Origin of the sequence: Kineococcus arenarius subsp. arenarius (assembly GCF_050871845.1) — a bacterium.
Taxonomy (GTDB): domain Bacteria; phylum Actinomycetota; class Actinomycetes; order Actinomycetales; family Kineococcaceae; genus Kineococcus.
Genome location: NZ_JBJLSE010000015.1, coordinates 42,760 through 65,843 on the forward strand (window position 1 = coordinate 42,760; position 23,084 = coordinate 65,843).

At 75.9% G+C, this 23,084-nt stretch carries 18 protein-coding genes; 12 read left to right on the top strand and 6 right to left on the bottom strand.

The window, feature by feature from the left end:
* The first annotated feature begins 5 nt into the window (after positions 1 to 5).
* The 3 genes from ACRYM0_RS06200 to ACRYM0_RS06210 all read left to right on the top strand — a co-directional run bounded on the left by ACRYM0_RS06200 (position 6) and on the right by ACRYM0_RS06210 (position 3,683).
* Positions 6 to 1,040 (top strand): ABC transporter substrate-binding protein, encoded by a 1,035-nt coding sequence (locus tag ACRYM0_RS06200; protein ID WP_432503152.1) that lies wholly within the window; start codon positions 6 to 8, stop codon positions 1,038 to 1,040.
* A gap of 178 nt (positions 1,041 to 1,218) precedes the next feature.
* Positions 1,219 to 2,544, top strand: a complete 1,326-nt coding sequence (locus tag ACRYM0_RS06205; protein WP_432503154.1) for an extracellular solute-binding protein — start codon at positions 1,219 to 1,221, stop codon at positions 2,542 to 2,544.
* A gap of 146 nt (positions 2,545 to 2,690) precedes the next feature.
* Positions 2,691 to 3,683 (top strand): potassium channel family protein, encoded by a 993-nt coding sequence (locus tag ACRYM0_RS06210; protein WP_432503156.1) that lies wholly within the window; start codon positions 2,691 to 2,693, stop codon positions 3,681 to 3,683.
* Positions 3,684 to 3,711: 28 nt separating this feature from the next.
* On the opposite strand, the gene ACRYM0_RS06215 is transcribed toward ACRYM0_RS06210, so the two are convergent.
* Entirely contained in the window at positions 3,712 to 3,960 is a 249-nt protein-coding gene (locus ACRYM0_RS06215; RefSeq protein WP_432503158.1) for a hypothetical protein, read from the bottom strand.
* 107 nt (positions 3,961 to 4,067) lie between these two features.
* Here ACRYM0_RS06215 and ACRYM0_RS06220 point away from each other — a divergent pair, with 107 nt between their 5' ends.
* From ACRYM0_RS06220 to ACRYM0_RS06230, 3 genes are all read left to right on the top strand, one after another.
* Positions 4,068 to 5,621 carry a CYTH and CHAD domain-containing protein gene (locus ACRYM0_RS06220; protein WP_432503160.1) on the top strand — a complete coding sequence of 518 codons (1,554 nt, stop codon included), beginning with the start codon at positions 4,068 to 4,070 and terminating at the stop codon, positions 5,619 to 5,621.
* A 44-nt stretch (positions 5,622 to 5,665) separates the two neighbouring features.
* Entirely contained in the window at positions 5,666 to 6,172 is a 507-nt protein-coding gene (locus ACRYM0_RS06225; protein WP_432503162.1) for a mycothiol transferase, read from the top strand.
* A 112-nt stretch (positions 6,173 to 6,284) separates the two neighbouring features.
* Complete coding sequence (locus ACRYM0_RS06230; protein ID WP_432503164.1) at positions 6,285 to 8,618, top strand: HelD family protein; 2,334 nt, start codon at positions 6,285 to 6,287, stop codon at positions 8,616 to 8,618.
* 58 nt (positions 8,619 to 8,676) lie between these two features.
* Here ACRYM0_RS06230 and ACRYM0_RS06235 read toward each other — a convergent pair whose 3' ends face one another.
* Together ACRYM0_RS06235 and ACRYM0_RS06240 are read right to left on the bottom strand one after the other, a co-directional pair.
* Positions 8,677 to 9,282 carry a TetR/AcrR family transcriptional regulator gene (locus ACRYM0_RS06235; protein ID WP_432503166.1) on the bottom strand — a complete coding sequence of 202 codons (606 nt, stop codon included), beginning with the start codon at positions 9,280 to 9,282 and terminating at the stop codon, positions 8,677 to 8,679.
* A 26-nt stretch (positions 9,283 to 9,308) separates the two neighbouring features.
* Positions 9,309 to 10,595, bottom strand: a complete 1,287-nt coding sequence (locus tag ACRYM0_RS06240) for an MFS transporter (RefSeq protein WP_432503168.1) — start codon at positions 10,593 to 10,595, stop codon at positions 9,309 to 9,311.
* Between the two features lie 174 nt (positions 10,596 to 10,769).
* Between ACRYM0_RS06240 and ACRYM0_RS06245 the strand changes: the two genes are divergently transcribed.
* The 4 genes from ACRYM0_RS06245 (at position 10,770) to ACRYM0_RS06260 (ending at position 16,820) form a co-directional block, all read left to right on the top strand.
* Entirely contained in the window at positions 10,770 to 11,870 is a 1,101-nt protein-coding gene (locus ACRYM0_RS06245; RefSeq protein WP_432503170.1) for a sigma-70 family RNA polymerase sigma factor, read from the top strand.
* 34 nt (positions 11,871 to 11,904) lie between these two features.
* Entirely contained in the window at positions 11,905 to 14,325 is a 2,421-nt protein-coding gene (locus ACRYM0_RS06250) for a helicase-associated domain-containing protein (RefSeq protein WP_432503173.1), read from the top strand.
* A 61-nt stretch (positions 14,326 to 14,386) separates the two neighbouring features.
* Complete coding sequence (locus ACRYM0_RS06255) at positions 14,387 to 15,076, top strand: hypothetical protein (RefSeq protein WP_432503176.1); 690 nt, start codon at positions 14,387 to 14,389, stop codon at positions 15,074 to 15,076.
* Positions 15,077 to 15,143: 67 nt separating this feature from the next.
* Complete coding sequence (locus ACRYM0_RS06260; RefSeq protein WP_432503178.1) at positions 15,144 to 16,820, top strand: DNA repair helicase XPB; 1,677 nt, start codon at positions 15,144 to 15,146, stop codon at positions 16,818 to 16,820.
* Between the two features lie 35 nt (positions 16,821 to 16,855).
* On the opposite strand, the gene ACRYM0_RS06265 is transcribed toward ACRYM0_RS06260, so the two are convergent.
* Positions 16,856 to 17,119, bottom strand: coding sequence for a hypothetical protein (locus tag ACRYM0_RS06265; protein ID WP_432503180.1), 264 nt, complete (start codon positions 17,117 to 17,119; stop codon positions 16,856 to 16,858).
* Between the two features lie 128 nt (positions 17,120 to 17,247).
* Here ACRYM0_RS06265 and ACRYM0_RS06270 point away from each other — a divergent pair, with 128 nt between their 5' ends.
* Positions 17,248 to 17,613: a hypothetical protein gene (locus ACRYM0_RS06270; RefSeq protein WP_432503183.1), complete on the top strand. Its 366-nt coding sequence runs from the start codon at positions 17,248 to 17,250 to the stop codon at positions 17,611 to 17,613.
* Positions 17,614 to 17,676: 63 nt separating this feature from the next.
* On the opposite strand, the gene ACRYM0_RS06275 is transcribed toward ACRYM0_RS06270, so the two are convergent.
* A complete protein-coding gene (locus ACRYM0_RS06275) occupies positions 17,677 to 18,546 on the bottom strand; it encodes a glycerophosphodiester phosphodiesterase (RefSeq protein ID WP_432503185.1) in 870 nt (289 codons plus the stop codon).
* Positions 18,547 to 18,733: 187 nt separating this feature from the next.
* Complete coding sequence (locus tag ACRYM0_RS06280) at positions 18,734 to 20,803, bottom strand: M3 family metallopeptidase (RefSeq protein WP_432503187.1); 2,070 nt, start codon at positions 20,801 to 20,803, stop codon at positions 18,734 to 18,736.
* Between the two features lie 280 nt (positions 20,804 to 21,083).
* Here ACRYM0_RS06280 and ACRYM0_RS06285 point away from each other — a divergent pair, with 280 nt between their 5' ends.
* The gene (locus tag ACRYM0_RS06285) at positions 21,084 to 23,033 is read left to right on the top strand and encodes a PhoX family protein (RefSeq protein WP_432503193.1); all 1,950 of its coding nucleotides are present in this window, start codon (positions 21,084 to 21,086) and stop codon (positions 23,031 to 23,033) included.
* The last annotated feature ends 51 nt before the right edge of the window (positions 23,034 to 23,084 follow it).

Below are 23,084 nucleotides of genomic sequence, written 5' to 3' on the forward strand. Positions count from 1 at the left end.
ACACCATGAGCAGGTCCCACCCGCCCACCCGCCGCCTCGTGCTGGGCGCCTCGGCCGCCGCCCTCCTGGCCGGGTGCGCCAACGACGCGGACACCACCCCGGCCACGGGCGAGGACGCGATGACGCTGGCCGTCGGGCAGATCAGCGACTCCGTCGCCTTCTTCCCGTTGTTCGTGGCCGAGGACCAGGGGTACTTCACCGACGAGGGCCTGACCCTGGGCGACCGCCCGCGGCTGGGCACCGGCGCCAAGCTCGCGGCGGCGGTGCAGTCCGGCAGCATCGACGTCGCCGCCGGCGTCATGACCGACGCCTTCAACCTGTACGGCAACAACCCGGACGCGCGCGTCGTGGGCAGCCTGGTGAACGCCTACTACGTCGACGTCATCGCCGGGAACTCCCTGCAGGTCTCCGCCGACGCCCCCCTGGAGGAGAAGGTCCAGGCGCTGCGCGGGCGCAACATCGGCATGACCGGCCCCGGCAGCGGCACCGAGGCCCTGCTGACCTACCTGTTCACGACGAACGGGATGGACCCCGCCACCGACGCGGTCCTGGTCAACCTGGGCGCCGACCCGTCCGCGGCGATCGGCGCGCTGGAGGCGGGGCGGGTCGACGCCCTGTCGTTCTTCCAGCCCGTCGGCCAGCAGGCGGAGGCCACCGGCGTGGGCACCATCCTCATCTCCCCCGCCCGGGGCGACGTGCCCGCGCTGCAGGACCCCGTGCACGGGGCGCTGTTCACCACGCAGGGCGTGCTGGACCGCAAGCCCGAGGCGGTCGCCGCGTTCCTGCGCGCGATCGCGCGCGCCGAGGAGACCATCGCCGGCGACCCGGCGCAGGTGCGGGAACTGCTCAGCGGCTACCTGGGCGCCCTGGAACCGGCCACCGTCGACGCGCTGGTGCCCGTGCTGCAGGCGGAGATCCCCTCGAGCCCGGAGGTCACCGAGGCCGCTTACCAGGAGTCGGCCGACTTCCACCGCACCAGCGGTCTGGTCGAGGACCCGCCGGCGTACGCGGAGGTCGTGGCGACCGACGCGGCCGGCTGACCTCGTCCGGGAACTTTCCGGCAACGAGGTTCCGGAACCCCTCCCGTCCTGGTCCGGAAGCCGCTAGCGTCCCTGCTGAGAGCGCTCGCACCACCTCGACGCGGAGTGGTCGAGCGCTCCCGGGCCGAAGCTTCGCCTCGATGCCGCACCGTCGCGGCTCGTCGGACAGGAGACCACCGTGGACCGCACCACCACCCGCCGCTCCCTCCTCGCCGCGGCGCTGGGCGCGCCGCTCACGGCGACCGCGCTGACCGCCTGCGGCGGTTCCTCCGGGCCCGGCCAGGCCGCCGAGGGGGGCGCGAGCATCTGGTACCTCACCGGCGAGCCGAAGGAGAGCATCCGCGACGCCTACGTCGAGGCCTTCAACGAGAGCTCCGAGGGCGACCTCGCCCACACCGCGTTCGAGAACGACGCCTACAAGTCCAAGATCCGCACCGCGGTCGGCGCGAACCAGGCGCCCACCATCATCTACGGCTGGGGCGGCGGCGGCATGCGCGACTTCGCCCGGGCGGGGCAGATCGAGGACCTCACGGACTGGCTGGCGGAGAACCCCGAGGTCAAGGACCGCCTGCTCGACACCACCTGGCCCGCCGCGACCGTCGACGGCCGGATCTACGCGATGCCCAACGAGACGGTCCAGCCGATCGTCCTCTTCTACAACAAGCGCCTCTTCGAGCAGGTCGGCGCGCAGCCCCCGCAGACCTGGGACGACGTGATGGCCCTGACGGGGACGTTCAACGCGGCGGGCATCGCGCCGATCTCGCTGGCCGGGCAGTCCCGCTGGACCACGATGATGTGGCTGGAGTTCCTCTTCGACCGCGTCGGCGGCCCCGAGGTGTTCCAGGCCATCTACGACGGCGAGCCGGAGGCCTGGTCGAACCCGGACGCGATCAAGGCGCTGACGATGGCTCAGGACCTGGTGCGCGCCGACGGCTTCATCACGGGCTTCAACTCCGTCGTCGCCGACCAGAACGCCGACCAGGCCCTGCTCTACACCGACAAGGCCGCCATGATGCTGCACGGCACGTGGACCTACGGGTCCATGAAGGCCGACGGCGGCGACTTCGTCACCGGCGGGCACCTGGGGTACGCGAACTTCCCCGCCGTCGCCGGCGGCAAGGGCGACCCCAGCAACTCCGTGGGCAACCCGGCGCAGTACTTCTACCTCTCCTCCTCCGCCACGGACGAGCAGAAGGAGCTGGCCAAGACGTTCTTCGCCGAGGGCCTCATGACCGACGAGGTCGTCACCGCGTTCATCACCGACGCCGGCGAGGTCCCGGTCGTCAAGGGCGTGGAGGACCAGCTGGGCCAGGCCGCCGACCCCGAGTGGATGGAGTTCGTCTACGGCACCGTCAGCGACGCCGCCTTCTTCGGGCAGTCCTGGGACCAGGCGCTGAGCCCCACCGCGGCCGAGGAGCTGCTGACCAACATCGAGCAGCTCTTCCAGCTCTCCATCACCCCGGAGGAGTTCGCCGCGAACATGAACGCCGTCCTGGGGCAGTGACGCCCCGCGGGCCCGGGCACACCGGGTGACGCAGCCGCGCCCCGCCCGCGGTGCCACCGGCGGGGCACGGCTGCGTCACCGCGCGGCGCGCCGGGAGGGCGCCCTCGGCCCGAGCACGGTAGGCAGGGGACGTGCACGAACCCGACGTGAGGACGCGCCTGCCCAAGGGGCGGCGCCTGTCGCCGCTGCGCGCGATCGCCGTCCGCCTCGGCATCGCGGTCGCCCTCGTCCTGGTGGCCTGGGGCATGGTGGTGTTCGAGCGCGGCGACTACACCGACAGCCTGGACGGCGAGGTGTCCGTCCTCGACGCGCTCTACTACACGACCGTCACCCTGACGACGACCGGCTACGGCGACATCGTCCCGATCACGCCCAGCGCCCGGCTGCTCAACACCTTCGTGGTGACGCCGATGCGGATCATGTTCGTCATCGTGCTGGTCGGCACCACCATCCAGGCGCTCACCGAGCGCTCGCGAACCGAGATCCGACTCGCCCGCCGGAGGGCCCGCATGCGTGACCACGTCGTCGTCCTGGGGTACGGCACGAAGGGGCGCAGCGCGGTGCGCCAACTGCGCCTGCACGGCCACCCCCAGGAGCACCTGGTCGTGGTCGACAGCGACCCGCGGGCGACCGCGGACGCCGCCCAGGAGGGGTACCTCTCCATCACCGGCGACGCGACCCGCTCGGCCACCTTCCGCGCCGCGCTCGTCGAGCGCGCCGCCCGCGTCGTGGTGGCCCTCGACCGCGACGACACCGCGATCCTCGCCACCCTCGCGGCCCGGCGCCTGAACCCGAAGGTCGCCGTGGTGGCGGCCGCCCGTGAGGCCGAGCACGCCGAGCTGCTGCGCGAGAGCGGCGCGAGCTCGGTGGTGGTCTCCTCCGAGACGGCCGGGCGGCTGCTGGGCATGGCCGCCGACAGCCCCGCCGCGGTCGACGTGGTGGAGGACCTGGTCTCCTTCGGCACCGGCCTGGACCTCGCCGAGCGGGAGGTGAGCGCCGCGGAGGTGGGCCGCTCGCCGGAGTCGTTCTCCGTGCCGGTGCTGGCCGTCGTGCGCGACGGGCACCCGCACCGGTTCGGCGACCCCGAGGTGGCGCAGCTGCGCGCCGGCGACCGGCTGCTGTACGTCATCGCCGGGTAGCGGACCCCGGGGCGGCGGCCGACCGCGCTCAGCGGGGGGCGCGCACCCCGGCGAGGAACTCGGTGAGCACCGCCGGCTGCACGTGCACGGTCACCCGGGCGAGCACGCCCTCCACGTCCCAGGCGACGGCCACGTCGGGCACGTGCACCCCGTACAGCATGAGGTCCAGGGCGACGACCTCGGACAGGAAGTCGCCGGGTTCGATGGCGAGGGCTTCGCGGCGACGGTCCTCGCCGAGGGAGGCCCACCACTCCTCGAGGGCTGCGGTCTGGTTCACGTGCTGCTCATCGCGGCGGCGGCACCCGGTGAAACGGGGTGTCCCCCGTGTGGCGCAACGCCCCGGCCCGGCGTGCGCGGGGCCGCCGCGGCGTGTAGATCAATGGGATGCCTGGAACCGCACGGGACGCCACCACCCACGACGAGGTCGAGCTCAAGTACGCCGTCGGCGAGGACTTCGTGCTGCCGGAGCTGGAGGGGCTGGACGGCGAGGCCCGCACCGACCGCCTGGAGGCCGTCTACTTCGACACCCCGGGGCAGCGCCTGGCCGCGGCCCGCGTCACGCTGCGCCGGCGCACCGGCGGTGAGGACGCCGGCTGGCACCTGAAGCTGCCGCTGGCCGGCGCGCGCCGGGAGGTGCGCCTGCCCCCGGGCCGTTCCGCCCGGGGGGTCCCCCGGGAGCTGCAGCGGCTGGTGTCGTCCCTGACCCGGGGTGAGCCGCTGGTCCCCGTGGCGCGCCTGATCACCCTGCGCACCGTGCGGCACGTCGTCGACACCGGCGGGCGGGTCCTGGCCGAGGTCGCCGACGACCGGGTCCAGGCGCGCAGGCTGCTCACGGAGGGCCCGGCGCCCGCGCCGGAGACCTGGCGGGAGCTGGAGGTGGAGCTGGTCGAGGGCGACCGCCAGCTCCTGTCGGACCTCGACGCGCAGCTGCGCGCGCACGGGGTGGTCGAGGCCCCGCACGGCTCGAAGCTGGCCCGCGCCCTGGGCACGCCCCCCGCGGCCCCGGCCGCCGCCCCCCTGAAGCGGGGCTCGGCCGCCGGCGCGGTCGTCGGCGCCCACCTGGCGGCGCAGGTGTCGGTGATCGTCTCCGGCGACCCGATGGTGCGCCTGGACGAGCCGGACAGCGTGCACAAGGTGCGCGTGGCCACCCGGCGGCTGCGCAGCGCCCTGAAGACGTACCGGCCGCTGTTCGCCGAGGGGGTGCCCGAGGCGCTGCGCGAGGAGCTGTCCTGGCTGGCCGACGAGCTGGGCGGCGCCCGCGACGCGGAGGTCATGCGCGACCGGCTGGTCGCCGCCGTCGGCGAGCTGGACCCCGTCGAGGGCGAGGACCCCGCCGCGACCGCGACCGCGCTGCGCGAGGTGCTGGAGGCCGACTACCGCGCCGCGCACGACGAGCTGCTGCGCGCCCTGGACGGCGAGCGGTACGCCGCGCTGCTGGCCCGCCTGGAGGAGCTCGTCGCCGCGCCGCTGGACGGCCCGCCGTTCTCGCCCCTGGCGCTGGAGAAGGCGAAGGACGTGCTGCCGGGGATGGTGCGCGCCACCGACCGCAAGCTGCGCAAGCGCGTGCGCGCCGCCTACGCGGCCGACGCCGACCCGGCGGTGCCCGCCGTCGAGGCCGACCACCTGTTCCACGACGCCCGCAAGCGCGCCAAGGAGGCCCGCTACGCCGGGGAGTCGCTCGTGCCGGTGTGGGGCGAGGAGGCCAAGGCGTACGCGAAGGCCGTGGAGGGGCTGCAGGAGGTGCTGGGCGAGCACCAGGACTCCGTCGTCGTGCGCGAGGTGCTGCACCGCCTCGCCGGTCGCGACCCGCAGGCCCTGGCGTTCACGTGCGGGCGCCTGTACGCGGCCGAGGTGGGGCGCGCCGCCGCCAGCCGCGAGGCCGTGGACGCCGCGTGGGAGGCGGCGTCCTCGCGCAAGCTGCGGCGCTGGCTGCGCTGACGTCCCGGCGTGCGCGGCGGCGCGACGGGGACTAGGCAGGGGGCGTGGACGCCAAGGACCTCCTGCTCGACGGCTTCGGCCGCATCCCGCCCGCCGTGCACGCCGTCCTGGACGGCTGCGACGAGGAGGCGCTGACCGCCCGGGCGGCCCCGGGCACCAACACGGTCGCCTGGCTGCTGTGGCACCTGGCCCGCGTGCAGGACGACCACGTCAGCGAGGTCGCCGGCACCGAGCAGGCCTGGACCGCGCAGGGGTGGGCGCGGCGCTTCGACCTGCCCTTCGGCGACGACGAGACCGGTTACGGCTTCAGCGCCGAGCAGGTCGGCAGCGTGCGGGCGGGCGCCGACCTGCTCGGCGGCTACGTCGACGCGGTGCACGAGCGCACCGAGCGGTACCTGCGCACCCTCACCGACGCCGACCTGGACCGCGTCGTGGACGACTCCTACGACCCGCCGGTGACGCTGGGGGTGCGGCTGGTGAGCGTGCTGGACGACGACCTGGAGCACGTGGGCCAGGCCGCGTTCCTGGCCGGGCTGCTGCGGCGGCGCTGACCGGCGCCCGGGCACGTGCCCGGGCGGGTGACCGGTGTGCCCGCCGGCCGGCCCGCGGGCCTAGGCTCTCGGGGTCCGCGATCCAGGCACGCGCGTCAGGAGAGACCGCCGAGTGAGCCAGTCCACCGATCGCCCCGGGGTGCGCGGGACCAGCGCAGCGAACGGCAGCGCAGCCAGCGGCGGCGCTCCCGGGGAGCGCGCGGCCGAGGAGGTCGCCCACGAGGACGCCCGCGTGGGGCTGCTGTACGCGCGCCTGGACGAGCTGCGCGAGCAGACCGCCGCCCAGCTGGCCGCGGTGCGGCGCACCCGCGCCACCGGCACGCACCAGAACCGCTTCGAGCGCGACGCGTTCGCCACCCTGTACGAGGACCGCCTGGCCCAGCTGTGGTCGGTGGAGAACCGGTTGTGCTTCGGCCGCCTCGACCTGCGGGAGGGCACCGAGGACCCGCGCCGCTACGTGGGCCGCCTCGGGCTGGCCGACGAGCGCGGCGAGCAGCTGCTGGTCGACTGGCGCGCGCCCGCCGCGCAGGACTTCTACCAGGCCACCGCCGCCGCCCCGCGCGACGTGGTGCGCCGCCGGCACCTGCTGACCGAGGGCCGGCACGTCACCGCGGTGGACGACGAGGTGCTGGTGGCCGCCGACGGCGAGCGCACCACCGGCGACGCGGCGCTGCTGGCCGCGGTCACCGCGCCGCGCACCGGGCGCATGGGCGACATCGTGGCCACCATCCAGGCCGAGCAGGACCGGGTGATCCGCGCCTCCGAGCGCGGCGTGCTCGTCGTGCAGGGCGGCCCGGGCACGGGCAAGACGGCGGTGGCGCTGCACCGCACCGCCTACCTGCTCTACACGCACCGCGACCGGCTGGCGCGCAGCGGCGTGCTGCTGCTGGGCCCCAGCCCGGTGTTCCTGCGCTACGTGGAGCAGGTGCTGCCGGCGCTGGGCGAGACGGGCGTGGTGACGATGACGCTGGGTGAGATGTTCCCCGGCGTGAGCGCCCGCGGGGCCGACTCCCCGCGCGCGGCGCGGGTGAAGGGCTCGCCGGTGATGGTGGACGTGCTGGCCGCCGCCGTGGCCGCGCGCCAGCGGGTGCCGGAGCGGGCGATCCGCTTCGACCTGGACGGCACACCGGTGCTGCTGCGGCCGGAGGCGGTCCTGTCGGCCCGCACGCGCGCCCGGCGCAGCCGCAAGCCGCACAACGCCGCCCGCGTGACCTTCGTGCGCGAGGTGCTGAACGGGCTCGTGCAGCAGCTGGCGCGCGGGCGCGGGGTGGACCTGGGCGAGGAGCGCGAGGACCTGCTCACCGAGCTGCGCGAGTCGGTCGACGTGCGCCGCGAGGTGAACCTGTGCTGGATGCCCCTGACGCCGCAGAAGGTGCTCGCGGGGCTGTACCGGAACCCCGAGCAGCTGCGCCGGGCGGCGCCGCAGCTGTCCCGGGCGGACCGCGAGGCGCTGCACCGCGACCAGCCGGAGGCGTGGAGCGAGGCGGACGTGCCGCTGCTGGACGAGCTGGCCGAGCTGCTGGGGCCGCTGGAGGAGAACCGCGCCGCGCAGGCGCGCGACGCCGAGCGCGAGGAGCAGCTGGCGCACGCCCGCGAGGTGCTGGAGGCCTTCGAGGCCTCGGGGGTGGGCGACACGCTCGTGACCCCCGAGCTGCTGGCCGACCGCTTCGCCACGGGCGGGCCGTCGGGCACGGTGGCCGAGCGCGCCGCCGCGGACCGCACGTGGGCGTACGGGCACGTCGTGGTCGACGAGGCGCAGGAGCTGTCCGCGATGGCGTGGCGGCTGGTGGAGCGGCGCTGCCCGGCGCGCTCGATGACCCTGGTGGGCGACGTCGCGCAGACGTCCAACCCCGCCGGGGCGCGCAGCTGGGCGGAGGCGCTCAAGCCGGTGGTGGACGACCGCTGGCGCCTGGAGGAGCTGACCGTCAACTACCGCACCCCGGCGCGCATCGCCCGGGTCGCGGCGGACGTGCTGCTGGCCGCGGGGATCGACGCGAAGCCGCCGACGCCGGTGCGCGAGGGGGACGCGGACCCCGCGGCGGTGCGCCTGGCCGGCCCGCGGGACACCGCGGGCGCCGCCGCGCAGGTGCGCCGGGTGCTGGGTGAGCTGGACGAGGGCCGGGTGGCGGTGCTGACCGCCGGCGAGGACGGGCCGCTGGGCTCGGACGCGCTGCGCGCCGCGGTGGCGCAGGTGCTGGGGCCGGGGGCGGTGGCCGCCTCCCCCGACGACCTGGACGCCGAGGTCAGCGTCCTGGACGTGCACCGGGCCAAGGGGCTGGAGTTCGACGTGGTGGTGCTGGTGGAGCCGGCGGCGGTGCTGCGCCGCCCGCGCGGCGCCAACGACCTGTACGTGGCGCTCACCCGGGCGACCCGGCGGCTGCTGGTGCTGCACGCCGAGGACCTGCCCGCGTCGATGGCCTCGGTGGCGCCGGCCGCCGCGGGCTGACGCGCGCACGGCCCCGCCCCGGGGACGGGGCGGGGCCGTGGGCCCGTGCGGGCGGGGTTCAGCCGGCGGTGCCCCAGCGGGCCCGCAGCGACTCGCTGAAGGCCCGGAACGCGGCGACCATCGCGGTGCCCACCGGCTCGCCGGAGTGCAGCCACTGCACCTGCAGGCCGTCGAGGACGGCGACGGTGGCGGCGGTGATCGCGTCCACGTCGGCCTCGGGCGAGACCTCGCCGGCGTCCACCCCGGCGCGCAGGGCCGCGGCGATCCACGACGTGATGCCCGAGTAGTGCTCGCGGGCCCACTCGTGCGCGGGGTGCGCGGGGTCCACGGCCTCCGCGGAGATCGTCACGAACAGCTCCACCCACTCGCGGTCGCGGGCGTTGGCGACCACGAGGCGCTCCAGCCCCTCGAACGCCGCCCACCCGATCGCCTCCCCCCGCCCGACGATCACCGGGGTGGTGCGGGCGTCTCGGTGCGCGAGGGCGGCGGTCAGCAGGGTCGCCTTCGTCGGGAAGTGGTGCAGCAGGCCGGACTGGCTCAGCCCGGCCCGCTGCGCCACCAGGGCGATGGGGGTCCCGCGGTACCCGCGGGCCCCGAACAGCTCCAGCGCGACGTCCAGGGCGCGCTCGCGGGCGGCGGCGGGGGCCGTGGGGGCGGTGCTCACGGCAGCAGTCTGCACCGCCACCGGGCTCACCGGACCTTGCGGACGAACATGATCGCCACGGCGCCCAGGACGGTGACGACACCCGCGACCCACAGCATCAGGCCGTAGTTCTCGCTCGTGGCGCTGCCGACGGCGAGCAGGGCGGCGGTCGCGGCCGGCGCCAGGCTCTGCGGCAGGGCGTTGGCCATGTTGAGCACGCCGAGGTCCTTGCCGGCCTCCTCGGGCGAGGGCAGCACGTCGATGACCAGGGCGGTGTCGACGGCCAGGTACACGCCGTAGGCCAGGCCCATGACGACCTCGGCGAGGTAGAAGCCGCCGGGGGTCTGCACGTGGGCGAGCATCACCAGGCCCACCGCGAACAGCACGGTCGACAGGGCCACGAACACCTTGCGCCGCCCGAGGCGGTCGGAGGCCCACCCCGCGAGGCGGGCGGCCACGACGAGCGCGGCGGTGTAGACGGCGACGCCGACCAGCGCGACGACGGTGGCGCCGCCGGCGTCCAGCGCGAAGGAGTGCTGCAGGTACAGCACCCGCACCGTGGTGAACATGAAGGAGCCGAAGATGATGAAGAAGCGCGACCACCAGGCGAGCGCGAAGTCGGGGTTCTTCCGCGGGCTGGTGTAGAAGGTGCGGGCGAAGGCCTTCAGGTCGAACGGCTCGCGGGGTTCGGGGTGCGGGGTGTCGTCCAGCCGGGCGACGAACACGAGCACCGTGACCAGGCCGATCGCGGCCGGCACCAGGAACAGCGGCCACATGCTGAAGGTGAACTGCACGGCGACGACGAACGCGAGCAGGACGCTGGCGTTCTGCGCGATGCCCACCCACGAGGAGACGGCGCCGCGCCGGTCCTCGGGCACCTGGTCGGCGACGGCGGCGATGAGGCAGGCGAGCACCGCGTTGGCGGCGACCTGCGCGACGAACCAGGCGACGCCCAGCTGCAGGACGCTGGGGGCGGCGGCCACCCAGACCAGCGCCGCGGTGAAGACGAGGGCACCGCCGAGGATCCAGGGGCGGCGGCGGCCGAAGCGGCTGCGGGTGCGGTCGCTGAGCATCCCGAACAGCGGGTTGGCGATGAACGCGCCGAGGGCTCCCCACGGCAGGACCGCGCCGATGACGGCCGCCGGGTTCACCGGGTCCAGCTGGGAGGCCTTCAGCTGCATGGTCACCATGACGGGCGCCAGCAGGGCCAGGAACAGCCCGAACTGGGCCAGGGTCAGCGTCACCACGAACGTGCGCGACGCCTTCGGCCCGTCGCCGGGCGGGATCGGCACCCCGGCGGCCACCGGGGTGCGGGGTGCGTTCGACAGGGCCACAGCGCCTCCTCGAGCTCGCGGGCGACGGCTGCGTCACCCGACCGACCGAGCACTCGGTCGGTGCGGGGGAACGTAGCCCCCTTCCCTGTGGGAACGGCCCGCCCGCGGCCCGGTCGTGAGCGATCTCACAGATCCCCTCCCGTCCTGTCGGTCCCGCGTGCTTGTGTGTGCCGCGTGACGATCCCCGCCCCCGCCGCCCCGGACCGCGCGGTCGAGCACGCCGTCGACCGCCCCGACGAACCCGCCCCCCGGCCCGCCGCCGACCCGGCCGCCGACCCGGCCGCCGACCCGGCCGCCGACCTCGAGCCCCGGCTCGCCCAGCACCGCCGCGAGCTGACCGGCTACTGCTACCGGATGCTCGGCTCCGCCTTCGACGCCGAGGACGCCGTGCAGGAGACGCTGCTGCGCGCGTGGAAGGGCGTCGACGGCTTCCAGGGCCGCTCGTCGCTGCGCTCGTGGCTGTACCGCATCGCCACCAACGTGTGCCTGACGGCGATCGAGACCCGCGGCCGGCGGGCCCGGCCGATGGACCTGTCCGCCTCGGCGTGGGAGCCGGTGCAGGCCTCGCTGGCGGCCCGGCAGCCGGAGGACACCTGGCTGGAGCCGATGGTCGACACCCGGGTGCTGCCCGAGGCCGGCGACCCCGCCGACGTCGCGGTGGCGCGCGAGTCGATCCGCCTGGCGTTCGTCGCCGCCCTGCAGCACCTGCCGCCGCGCCAGCGGGCGGTGCTGGTCCTGCGCGACGTGCTGCGCTGGCGGGCCGAGGAGGTCGCCGGGCTGCTGGAGACGTCCACCGCGTCGGTGAACAGCGCCCTGCAGCGCGCCCGCGCCACCCTGGCCGCCCGGCACGACGTGGACCTCGACGCGGCCACCGGCGCCGGTGGCGCGGACCTCGACGCCGAGCACCGCGACCTGCTCGAGCGCTACGTGCGCGCCTTCGAGTCCTACGACATGGACGCCTTCGTGGCGCTGCTGGCCGAGGACGTCACGCAGAACATGCCGCCGTTCGAGATGTGGCTGGCCGGGCCGCAGGACGTCGTGGCGTGGATGGTGGGGCCCGGGCGCGCGTGCCGCGGCTCACGGCTCGTGCGGGTCGACGTCAACGGCTCCCCCGCCTTCGCGCAGTACAAGCCGGGCGGTGCGGACGGGACGCTCGGGCCCTGGGCCATCCACGCGCTGGAGCTGCGCGGCGGGCGGATCCACGGCATCACCTCGTTCCTGGACACCCGCCTGCTCGCGCACTTCGGCCTGCCCCCGGGGCTGCCGGCGCGCTGAGGCGCCGCGGCGGGCGCACACCTAGGATCGGCCGGTGCCCCCGGCCGCCCGCAGCACCCCGCGCACCCTCGCGGAGGACCTGCGCGCCCGCGACGACGCCGAGCTGGAGGCCCTGCTCGCCGCCCGCCCCGACCTGGCCACCCCCCTGCCCTCGTCCACCACGGCGCTGGCCACCCGCGCCACCACCCGCGCCAGCGTGCAGCGCGCGCTGGACGCGCTGGACACCCCCGCCCTGCAGGTGGCCGAGGTGCTGTCCGTGCTGCCCGAGCCCACCAGCGCCACCGCCGTGTCGCGGGCGTGGGGGGCGCGGGCGAACGACGTCCTGACGCGGTTGCGCACCCGGGCGCTGGTGTGGGGACCGGACCGCCGGCTGCACCTCGTGCACGCCGTGCGCGACCTGCTGGGCCCGCACCCGGCGGGGCTGGGCCCGCCCCTGGCCGACGCCCTGGGGCGGCGCTCCCCGCAGCGGCTGGCGGAGCTGCTGGAGGACCTCGACCTGCCGGTCAGCCACGACCCGGAGGTGGCGCTGCCGCGGCTGGCGGAGCACCTGGGGGCGCCGGCGACCCTGGAGGCGCTGCTGACCCGCGCGCCCGAGGGGGTGCGGGCGCTGCTGGACCGCCTCGCCTGGGGCCCGCCGACGGGTTCGGTGGAGCGCGCCGACCGGCAGGTGCGCGCGGCCGGCGCCACCGGCCCGGTGGACTGGCTGCTGGCGCACGGGCTGCTCGCGGTCTCCGGCCCCGGCACGGTGGTCCTGCCCCGGGAGGTGGGGCTGGCGCTGCGCGGCGGGAAGGTGCACCGCGCCCCCGACCGCGAGCCACCGGCGGCGGCCGTGCAGCAGCGCCGCCCGCAGGTGGTCGCCGCGGCGTCGGCGGAGGCCGCGGCCGAGGCGTGCCGGCTGGTGGAGGAGCTGGGCCGGCTCTGGGGCGCCGCTCCCCCGCCGGTGCTGCGCGCGGGCGGGGTGGGGGTGCGCGAGCTGCGCCGCACCGCGGGCTCCCTGGAGGTCGACGACGCCACCGCGGCGCTGGTCGCGGAGGTCGCGCGCCTGGCGGGCCTGGTCGCCGACGACGCCGAGGTCGAACCGCGCTGGCTGCCCACGCCGGCCTTCGACGCCTGGTGCGAGCTGGACGTGCCGGGTCGCTGGCCGGTGCTGGCCCGGGCGTGGCTGGGGTCCACCCGGGTGCCGGCGATGGTCGGCACCCGCGACGCGAAGGGCTCGGCGCGCAACGCCCTGGGCCCGGACCTGGACCGCGGGGCCGTGCTGGCGGTGCGGCGCGCGGTGCTGGCGGAGCTCGCCGCGGCCGGGCGGGACCGCGCGGTGGACGCCGAGGACCTGCTGGCGCGGTTGCGCTGGCAGGCCCCGCGCCGCACCGGCCGGCTGCACGAGGACCTCGTGCGCTGGACGCTGCGCGACGCCGGCTGGCTGGGCGTGCTGGGGGCGGGCGCGCTGTCACCGGCCGGGTGGGCCCTGCTGGACGGCGGCACCGGGGACGGACCCACCGGCACCGCCGACGGCACCGACACCGCCGACGACGCCGCGGCGGCGGCCCTGGCGGCGGCCCTGCCCGCACCGGTCGGCGAGGTGCTGCTGCAGGCGGACCTGACGGCGGTGGCGCCCGGGCCGCTGGAGGTGCACCTGGCGCAGCGGCTGGCGGCGCTGGCGCGGGTGGAGAGCCGCGGCGGGGCCACCGTCTACCGCTTCGACGCCGCCACCGTGCGCCGCGGCCTGGACGAGGGGCTGACCGCCGACGACGCGCTGCGCTTCCTGGCGGACGTGTCCGCCACCGGGGTGCCGCAGCCGCTGGAGTACCTGGTGCGGGACGTGGCGCGCCGGCACGGGCGGGTGCGGGTGGGCCGGGCCGGCAGCTACGTGCGCGCCGAGGACCCCGCGCTGCTCGCCGAGCTGCTGTCCGACCGCCGCTGCGCGCAGCTGGGCCTGCGCTCGCTGGCACCCACGGTGCTGGCCGCGGCCGCCGAGCCGGACGAGGTGCTGTCGGCGCTGCGCGCCGCGGGGGTCGCACCGGCGGCGGAGGGGCCGGACGGGGAGCTCGTGGTGCGCCGCGCGGTGGCCCTGCGCAGCGGTCCGCGCGCGCTGCCGCGGCCGGTGACCGGCGAGCCGCCCCCGCCGTCGCCGGCGCTGCTGTCCGCGGCGGTGCGCTCGCTGCGCACCGGGGACGAGGACACCGAGGCGGGCGAGCGCCGCCGGGCCGAGCACGCCGGCACCCCGCCGCTGAGCCACCTGGACCCGGCCACGTCGCTGGACCTGCTGCGCCGGGCGGCGGCGGAGCGGCGGGCGGTGTGGGTGGGGTACGTGGACGCCGACGGCTCGCCGCGCCGGCACCTGGTGGAGCCGATCGGCGTCGAGGGCGGCCGCATCACCGCCTTCGACCGCGCCGAGCGCTCGGTCCGCACCTTCTCGGTGCACCGCGTCACCGGTGTGGCCCTGCAGGGGGCGTGAGGTCCGTCCGCGTCGGCTAGCGTCGACGGTCGAGCGGACCAGGTCGAGGGGAGCACGGTCGATGAGCGAGGCGGAGCGGGGCGCGGAGCAGCGCGCCTGGTGGGAGAAGCCCGACGCGGGGCAGCCGGGTGCGCGCGCGGCGTCGCAGGACGCCCACGACCCCTACCGCGCCGACGACGCCCCGGGCGGGTCCGACCCGTACCGCGGGTCCGCCCCGACGCAGGCGGTGCCGCAGGCGGCGGGCACCACGGCGGGCGCGGGTTCGCCGTGGCCTCCGACCTCCGCGCCGGAGTACCCGCCGCTGGACGGCCGGGACGGCTGGGGGCACCAGCAGCAGACCGGGCCCCAGCACACCCAGCAGTACGCCCAGCAGTACGGGCCGCTGTACAACCAGACCCACGGCGCACCCACCGACCCCTACGGCCAGCCGCCGGTGACCGGGGCCGCGCACGCGGTGCTGTGGACGTCGGTGGGCGGCCTGGTGCTGCTGGGGACCGGCCTGGGCTGGATCGCGGCGATCGTGGCGCTGGCGCTGACGCCGGGGGCGCGCCGCGAGCTCCTGGCCGCGCAGGGCACCCGGCGTGGCCTGGGGTACCTCCTCGCCGGCAAGATCATCGCCTGGGTGACCATCGCCCTGTCGCTGCTGTTCGTGATCGGGCTCGTGGCGTTCATCGCCTGGCTCGGCGCCGGGGGGGCCGGCTACTACGACGGGTACGGCTACGACTCCGTCGGCACGGCCGTGCGGGTGTGAGCCCGCTCACCGGCACCCGCCCGGCGCGCCGCGGAAGCACGCGGCGCCCTCGCCGGTTGGACCCCCTGTGACCGACGGCCCCCTCATCGTCCAGAGCGACAAGACGCTGCTCCTGGAGGTCGACCACCCGCGCTCGGGCGCCGCCCGCGCGGCGATCGCCCCCTTCGCGGAGCTGGAGCGCGCCCCCGAGCACGTGCACACCTACCGGCTGACGCCGCTGGGCCTGTGGAACGCGCGCGCCGCCGGCCACGACGCCGAGCAGGTCGTGGACACGCTGCTGGAGTTCTCCCGGTACTCCGTCCCGCACGCGCTGCTGGTGGACGTGGCCGAGACGATGTCGCGCTACGGGCGCCTGCAGCTGGTCAACGACCCCGTGAACGGGCTGGTGCTGCACTCCCTGGACGCGGCGGTCCTGGAGGAGGTGCTGCGCTCGAAGAAGGCCGCTCCCCTGCTCGGCGAGCGCCTGGCGCCCGACGCGGTCGTGGTGCACCCCAGCGAGCGCGGCAACCTCAAGCAGGTGCTGCTGAAGCTGGGCTGGCCGGCGGAGGACCTCGCCGGCTACGTCGACGGCGAGGCGCACCCCATCGCGCTGACGGAGGACGGCTGGTCGCTGCGGCCGTACCAGTCCGAGGCCGTGGAGGGTTTCTGGCACGGCGGTTCGGGTGTCGTGGTGCTGCCGTGCGGGGCGGGCAAGACGATGGTGGGCGCCGGCGCGATGGCGCGGGCGAAGGCCACCACGCTGATCCTGGTGACGAACACCGTCTCGGCGCGGCAGTGGCGCGACGAGCTGCTCAAGCGCACCACCCTCACCGAGGACGAGATCGGCGAGTACTCCGGTGCGCGCAAGGAGATCCGCCCGGTCACGATCGCCACGTACCAGGTGGTGACGACGAAGCGGAAGGGCGTCTACCCGCACCTGGAGCTGTTCGACGCGCGCGACTGGGGCCTGATCGTCTACGACGAGGTGCACCTGCTGCCGGCGCCGATCTTCCGGATGACCGCGGACCTGCAGGCGCGCCGGCGCATCGGCCTGACGGCGACCCTGGTGCGCGAGGACGGCCGCGAGGGCGACGTGTTCTCCCTCATCGGCCCCAAGCGCTACGACGCGCCGTGGAAGGACATCGAGGCGCAGGGCTACATCGCGCCGGCGGACTGCGTGGAGGTGCGCGTCACCCTCCCGGAGGGCGAGCGCCTGGCGTACGCGACGGCGGAGGACGACGAGCGCTACCGGCTGTGCTCGACGTCGCCGGCGAAGTCGCGCGTGGTGGAGAAGCTGGTGGCCCAGCACGCCGGGGAGCCGACCCTGGTGATCGGGCAGTACATCGACCAGCTCGACGACCTGGCCGCGCGCCTGGACGCCCCGGTCATCAAGGGCGACACCTCCGTGAAGGAGCGCCAGCGGCTGTTCGAGGCGTTCCGCCACGGGGAGGTGACCACGCTGGTGGTCTCCAAGGTGGCGAACTTCTCCATCGACCTGCCCGAGGCGAAGGTCGCCATCCAGGTGTCGGGCTCGTTCGGCTCGCGCCAGGAGGAGGCCCAGCGGCTGGGCCGGGTGCTGCGCCCCAAGGGCGACCACGGCACGGCGCGGTTCTACACGGTGGTCTCGCGCGACACCAAGGACCAGGACTTCGCCGCGCACCGGCAGCGGTTCCTGGCCGAGCAGGGGTACGCCTACCGGATCGTGGACGCCGACGACATCGACGGCGGGGTGCCGGACGTGGACGGGGTGCTGCCGGGGAGCTGAGGGCGCCAGGCGGCACGACCGGGGGCGTGCCGCGGCTACGCCGCCGGTCGCAGCGGCACGGCCTCGGCCGTCACGGTGATGCGCACGCGGCGGACGTCGGGCAGGACCACGACGTCCTCAGCCGGCGGCCGGGACACGACCAGCCCCTGCTGCCGGGCGCGCTGGTGCAGCTTCGCGTGGAGCGCGGCCAGCCCGGCGGGGACGTCGGCCCTCCACTCGGCTTCGCTGACGACGGTGCTCAGGACGAGGTGCCAGTTGCGGTCCACGGTGGTCCCTCGAGAGGTGGGGGTGCTGCTCACCGCCGGCGGCTCTGGTGCGGCCGGGGTGGAGGTCCGGCAGGGTCCAGGCCGCTCCTCGCCCCCACCATCCCCCGCCGCGGGCCCGGGCGCACTTCGCCGCGGGCCCGCTGCTGCGGTAGGACGGGCGGGTGCTCAGCGACGACCCCGCCCACGCCCAGCTGCTCGGCCGGATGGCCCAGGGGGGCGAGACGCCGCTCGCGGTCCTGCCGATCACCTCGGGGCCCTTCGGGGGCCTGTCCGGGTCCGGGGTGCTCGCGGTCGGCGCCGCGGCGCTGTGGCTGGCCCAGCCCCGGCTGCTCGGCGGGCCGTCGGTCGCCTCGGTGCCCCTGACGAGCGTGGGGGCCGTGAGCGCCCGCGCGCGGCGCTCGCTGCTCGGCGCGGGCGGGGGCCTGCGCGTCGAGGTGGTCGTCGACGGGCGGCCGTTGCGGTTCGACACCCGGGCGCCGCGGGCCGACGTCGAGGAGTTCGTGCGGGTCGCCTCCCGCCACCGTTGACGCCACCGGGCGCCCGGTCCCCCGCCGGGGCGGTGAGCGCCCCCGGCGGGCCCGGGAGACCGTTCAGAGGCCGCTGGCGCGCTGCAGCCCCACGTCGGTGGCCGGGCGGGCCCGGCCGCGCTGGCTCAGGGCCGCCAGCAGCAGGTCGGCCTGCTCGGCCGACGGGTCGGTGCGCGCCTCGATCCAGCCGCGCAGCCCGTCGGGGCGGTTGGTGATGACGCCGTCGACACCGGCTTCGCTCAGCGCCCGCCACAGCACCGGCTCGTCGACGGTCCACGGCCACACGGCCAGGCCCGCGGCCTGCAGCTCGGCGACGGCGGCGGGCCGGGCCACCACGGAGGCCACGCCGGGGTTGCAGGCCACGACGCCGAGGTCGCGGCGCAGCGCGCGGCCCTGGGCGAGGGCGTCGGCGTCGGGCTCGTCCAGCAGCACGGCCCGGCGCACCTCGGGGGCGACCTCCTGCACGTGCGCCAGGGTGCTCGTCTCGAAGCTCTGCACGACGACCTGCTCGACGGCGCGGGCGCGGCGCACGTCCTGCACCGCCGCGGCGACCTGCGCCGTGCTCCAGCGCCCCTTCAGCTCCAGCAGCAGCTGGCCGCCGGGGTGCTCGGTCAGCAGGTCCAGCAGGTCCGCCAGCAGCGGCACCCGCTGGCCGCGGTAGGCCGGGGAGAACCAGGAGCCGGCGTCCAGGCGGGCCAGCTCGGCGGCGCGCAGGTCCGCCACGCGCCCGCGCCCGCCGGTGGTGGCGCTGACCTCGGCGTCGTGGATGAGGACGGCCGACCCGTCGGCGGCGGGGTGCAGGTCGGTCTCGACCATGTCGGCGCCGCAGCGCAGTGCCGCCTCGAACGCGGCGAGGGTGTTCTCCGGGGCCACCGCGGAGTAGCCGCGGTGGGCGATGACGAGGGGCGGTGCGAGCTGTGCTGCGCTGGCCACACCACCACTGTCGCCGGGCGCTGCGTCCAGGAGGTGGCTCCCGGGCGGATTCCGCGTGACGATCCCCCGACCGTTGTCCACCAGCACCCCTCACCCGCTGCGGACGCCGGCGCGGTGGCGCCGGCGCGTACCCGCAGGGTCCATCGGCACGGCGGCCCGCCCGCTGGAGGGGCGGCGGGCCGCCCCGTCAGGCGCCGGCGCCCAGCAGTCCACGGCGGCGCAGCAGCGGCTCCAGCCGCGCGTCGCGGCCGCGGAACTGCCGGTACGCCGTCATCGGGTCCACGGCGCCGCCGCGCGAGAGCAGGGTCCGGCGGAAGTGCTCGCCGTTCTCGCGCCGCAGGCCGCCGTTCTCGGCGAACCACTCCACGGCGTCCGCGTCGAGGACCTCGCTCCACACGTAGGAGTAGTACGCGGCGGCGTACCCGCCGCCGAACACGTGGTGGAAGTAGGTGCTGCGGTACCGCGGCGGCACGGCCTCCAGGGCGGCACCCGCCTCGGCCAGCGCCCGCGCCTCGAAGCGCTCGACGTCCTCCGGGTCCGCGCCGTCCAGGGCTCCGGCGGGCAGGCGGTGCCAGGCCAGGTCCAGCAGCGCCGCCGCCAGGTACTCCAGGGTGGCGAAGCCCTGCCCGTGGGCGCGGGCGGCGCGCAGCCCCTCCACCGCCCCGGCGGGCAGCGGCTCATCGGTGACGTGGTGGCGCGCGTAGCGGTCCAGGACCTCCGGCTCGAAACCCCAGAACTCGTTGACCTGGGAGGGGAACTCCACGAAGTCGCGCGGGACGTTCGTGCCGGAGAAGCGGGGGTGGTGCACGTCGGAGAGCAGCCCGTGCAGGGTGTGGCCGAACTCGTGGAACAGGGTCTCCACCTCGTCCACGGTCAGCAGCGCCGGCTCCCCCGCCGCGGGCTCGGGCACGTTGAGGCAGTTCACGACGACCGGTGCGGTGCCCAGCAGGCGGGACTGGTCGCTGAAGGAGCTCATCCACGCCCCGCCCCGCTTGGAGGGGCGCGCGTACGGGTCGAACAGGTACAGCCCGAAGGGGCCGCCCTGGTCGGCGACCTCGAACACCCGCACGCCCGGGGAGTACACCGGCAGGTCGTCGCGCTCGGTGAAGGTCAGCCCGTACAGCGCCGAGGCGGTGGCGAACACCCCGTCCACCAGGACGCGCTCGAGCTCGAACCAGGGCCGCAGCTCCTCGGTGTCCACGGAGAAGCGCTGCCGCCGCAGCCGGGCGGCGCAGTACGCCCAGTCCCACGCCCGCAGGGGCGGCTGCTCGCCGTCGGCGACGAGGAGCTCGGTGAGCTCGGCCTCCTCGGCGCGGGCGTTGGCGGCGGCGGCCGGGACCAGCCGGCGCAGCATCCCCTCGGCGGCCGCCACGTCGCCGGCGGTCTCGTCGGCCACCACCCAGGAAGCGTGGTCGGCGAAGCCGAGCAGCTGCGCGCGCTCGGCGCGCAGGGCGGCGGTGCGCTGCAGCAGGGCGCGGGTGTCGTGCTCGCCGCCGCGGCCGCCGCGGGCCACCGACGCGCGGTGCACGCGCTCGCGGGAGGCGCGGCGGCGCAGCTGCTCCAGGACGGGCTGGCCGGTGGGCAGCGACAGCGGCAGGAGGTAGCCGTCCAGGCCGCGGGCGCGGGCGGCCTGCTCGGCGCGGGCCAGGTCGGCCGGCGTCAGCCCCTCCAGCTCCTCCGGCTCGGTGAAGCGGACGGCGAGGTCGTTGGTGTCGGCCAGCAGCTCCACGTCGAAGCGGGTCGTCAGCGCGGACAGCTCGGCGTTCAGCTCCCGCAGCCGCCCGGCCGCCGCCTCGTCCAGCAGGGCGCCGGAGCGGGCGGCGTCGGAGTGCAGCCGCTCCAGCAGGCGGCGCGCCTCGTCGTCCAGGTCCGCCGGCGGGTCCGCGTGCAGGGCGCGCACCCGCGCCAGCACGCGGGGGTCCAGGCGCACGGCGTCGTGGTGGGCGGCCAGCTGCGGGGCGTACCGCTCCTGCACCGCGCGCAGGGCGTCGTCGGCGTCGGTGCCCACGACGTTGAAGAACACCGCCTCGGCGCGGGCCAGCGCCTGCCCCGCGGACTCGAGCGCGTCCAGGAACGCCGCGGCGGGCAGGTCCGCGGCCACCAGCTCGTCCAGTTCGGCGCGGTGCGCCGCCATCCCCGCCTCGAACGCGGGGGCGAAGTGCTCGGTGCGGATGCGGTCGAACGGCGGCAGCCCGAACGGCAGGTCGCTGGGCTCGGCGAACGGGGTGTCCACGGGCGTGCTGTCGGCGGGGTCCATGGCGTGATCCTGCCGCAACACCCCGTAGCGCATCGAGGAAGGTGAGGCAAACCATGCTCGCGAGTGGTCATCCACGGTTCACCTGCTCGCCACGCCCGCGTGGCCTCAACCGCCGCACAGGATCCCTAGCGTCCACCGCGAACGGCCGCCATCCGAGCGGTCGACGGCCGGGTGCCGCCCCGGCTGGACGCCCCGCCCGAGGAGAACCCCCGTGACGACGGACGCCTGCCGCCCGACGCTGGACCTGCTGCCCTACGCCCCCGCCGGCCGGCGCAGCTCGATGACCTGCCACTACCGCTGCGCCACCTCGTGCGCGCAGCCGGTCCCCAACCGCACGGAGAACGCCTACTTCGGCGACATCGTCCGCTCGGCCGTCTCCCGCCGCGGCGTGCTGGCCGGCCTGGTCGGCCTGGGCGTCGCCGGCGCCGCCGTGGCGCAGCCCACGCGAGCCAGCGCCAGCGCCTTCGGTGACGACGTGAACCTGCTCGCCGACCCGTTCGACCCCGGTCACTCCGTGGACTTCGAGGTCATCGCGCCCGTCCCGGCGGACGTGGACTCCTTCGACGTGCCGGCCGGCTGGACCTGGGCGCCGCTGATCTCCTGGGGCGACCCGATCCTGCCCGGCGCGCCGGACTTCGACTTCGAGAACCAGACCGCCGAGGCCCAGCTGGGCCAGTTCGGCTACAACAACGACTACACCACCATCGTCCCGATGCAGGACCCGAACCGGGCGCTGCTGGTGTGCAACAACGAGTACACCAACGAGGAACTGATGTTCCGCGACTGGACCGGTGCGGAGAACGCCACGGACGAGCAGCTGCTCATCTCCCTGGCCGCGCACGGCATGTCGGTCGTCGAGCTGCGCCGCGCGAACGAGGACTCCCCGTGGGCGTACGTGCGCGGCTCGGAGTTCAACCGCCGCATCACGCCGATGACCCCGATGGAGTTCACCGGCCCGGCCGCCGGCGCGGAGGCGCTGCGCACCAGCGCCGACCCGTCCGGCCGCAAGCCGATCGGCACCTTCGCCAACTGCGCCGGCGGCACCACGCCGTGGGGCACGGTCCTGTCCGGCGAGGAGAACTTCAACGGGTACTTCTTCACCTCGGAGGAGCCCGGCGGCGAGGGCCCCGGCGAGAGCGACCGCTACGGCGTCACCGGCAGCAGCGGCCGGGCCTGGGAGCGCATCGAGGAGCGGTTCGGGTACGCGGCGGAACCCAACGAGCCCAACCGCTTCGGCTGGGTCGTCGAGGTGGACCCCTCCGACCCGACCTCCACCCCCCGCAAGCACACCGCCATGGGGCGGATGAAGCACGAGGGCGCCACCATCTCCATCGCCGCCGACGGCCGCGCGGTGTCGTACATGGGTGACGACGAGCGCTTCGAGTACCTGTACAAGTTCATCTCCAAGCGCACGTACCGCGAGGGCGACCGCGAGCACAACATGCGACTGCTGGAGGACGGCGACCTGTACGTGGCCGTCTTCGAGGGCGACGGCATCGAGGACGAGCGCTACGACGGCCGCGGCCGTTGGGTGCAGCTGACCCGCGACGGCCGTTCCCTCGTGCCGGGCATGTCGGTGGACGAGGTGCTGATCAACGCCCGCGCCGCCGGCGACGCCGTGGGTGCCACGAAGATGGACCGCCCCGAGGACGTCGAGCGCAACCCCGTCAACGGGCGCGTGTACCTGGCGTGCACGAACAACACCCAGCGCGGCACCCTGGGCAAGGCCGGCGTCGACGAGGCGAACCCGCGCCCGCTGAACAAGGACGGGCACGTCGTGGAGATCGTCGAGGCGCGCGACGACGCCGCGGCGACGGAGTTCTTCTGGAACCTCGTGCTCGTCTGCGGCGACCCGGAGGACCAGAGCACCTACTTCGGCGGTTTCGACCCCGCGCAGGTCTCCCCCATCTCCTGCCCCGACAACGTGGCGTTCGACAGCACCGGCAACCTGTGGATCTCCACGGACGGCAACACGCTGGGCACCAACGACGGCCTGTACGAGGTCGTCGTGGACGGCCCGAACCGCGGCCAGGTGCGGCAGTTCGCGTCCGTGCCGGCCGGCGCCGAGGCCTGCGGCCCGGTCATCGCCGAGGACGGCCGCACCGTGTTCCTGGCGGTGCAGCACCCCGGTGAGATCGACACCGCGACCATCGACGCCCCGGCGTCGACGTTCCCCTACGACGGCACGGGCCAGCCGCGCCCGTCGGTCTGCCAGATCTACCGCGCCTGATCACCCCCCACTCCTGCGGTGATCAAGGAAGTTGCAACTTCCTTGATCACC

What these genes read in the sequence shown, in the direction of transcription:
- ACRYM0_RS06285 (WP_432503193.1), top strand. Translation starts at nt 21,084, where the DNA reads ATGACCTGCCACTACCGCTGCGCCACCTCGTGCGCGCAGCCGGTCCCC.
- ACRYM0_RS06255 (WP_432503176.1), top strand. Translation starts at nt 14,387, where the DNA reads ATGAGCGAGGCGGAGCGGGGCGCGGAGCAGCGCGCCTGGTGGGAGAAG.
- ACRYM0_RS06220 (WP_432503160.1), top strand. Translation starts at nt 4,068, where the DNA reads ATGCCTGGAACCGCACGGGACGCCACCACCCACGACGAGGTCGAGCTC.
- ACRYM0_RS06200 (WP_432503152.1), top strand. Translation starts at nt 6, where the DNA reads ATGAGCAGGTCCCACCCGCCCACCCGCCGCCTCGTGCTGGGCGCCTCG.
- ACRYM0_RS06280 (WP_432503187.1), bottom strand. Translation starts at nt 20,803, where the DNA reads ATGGACCCCGCCGACAGCACGCCCGTGGACACCCCGTTCGCCGAGCCC.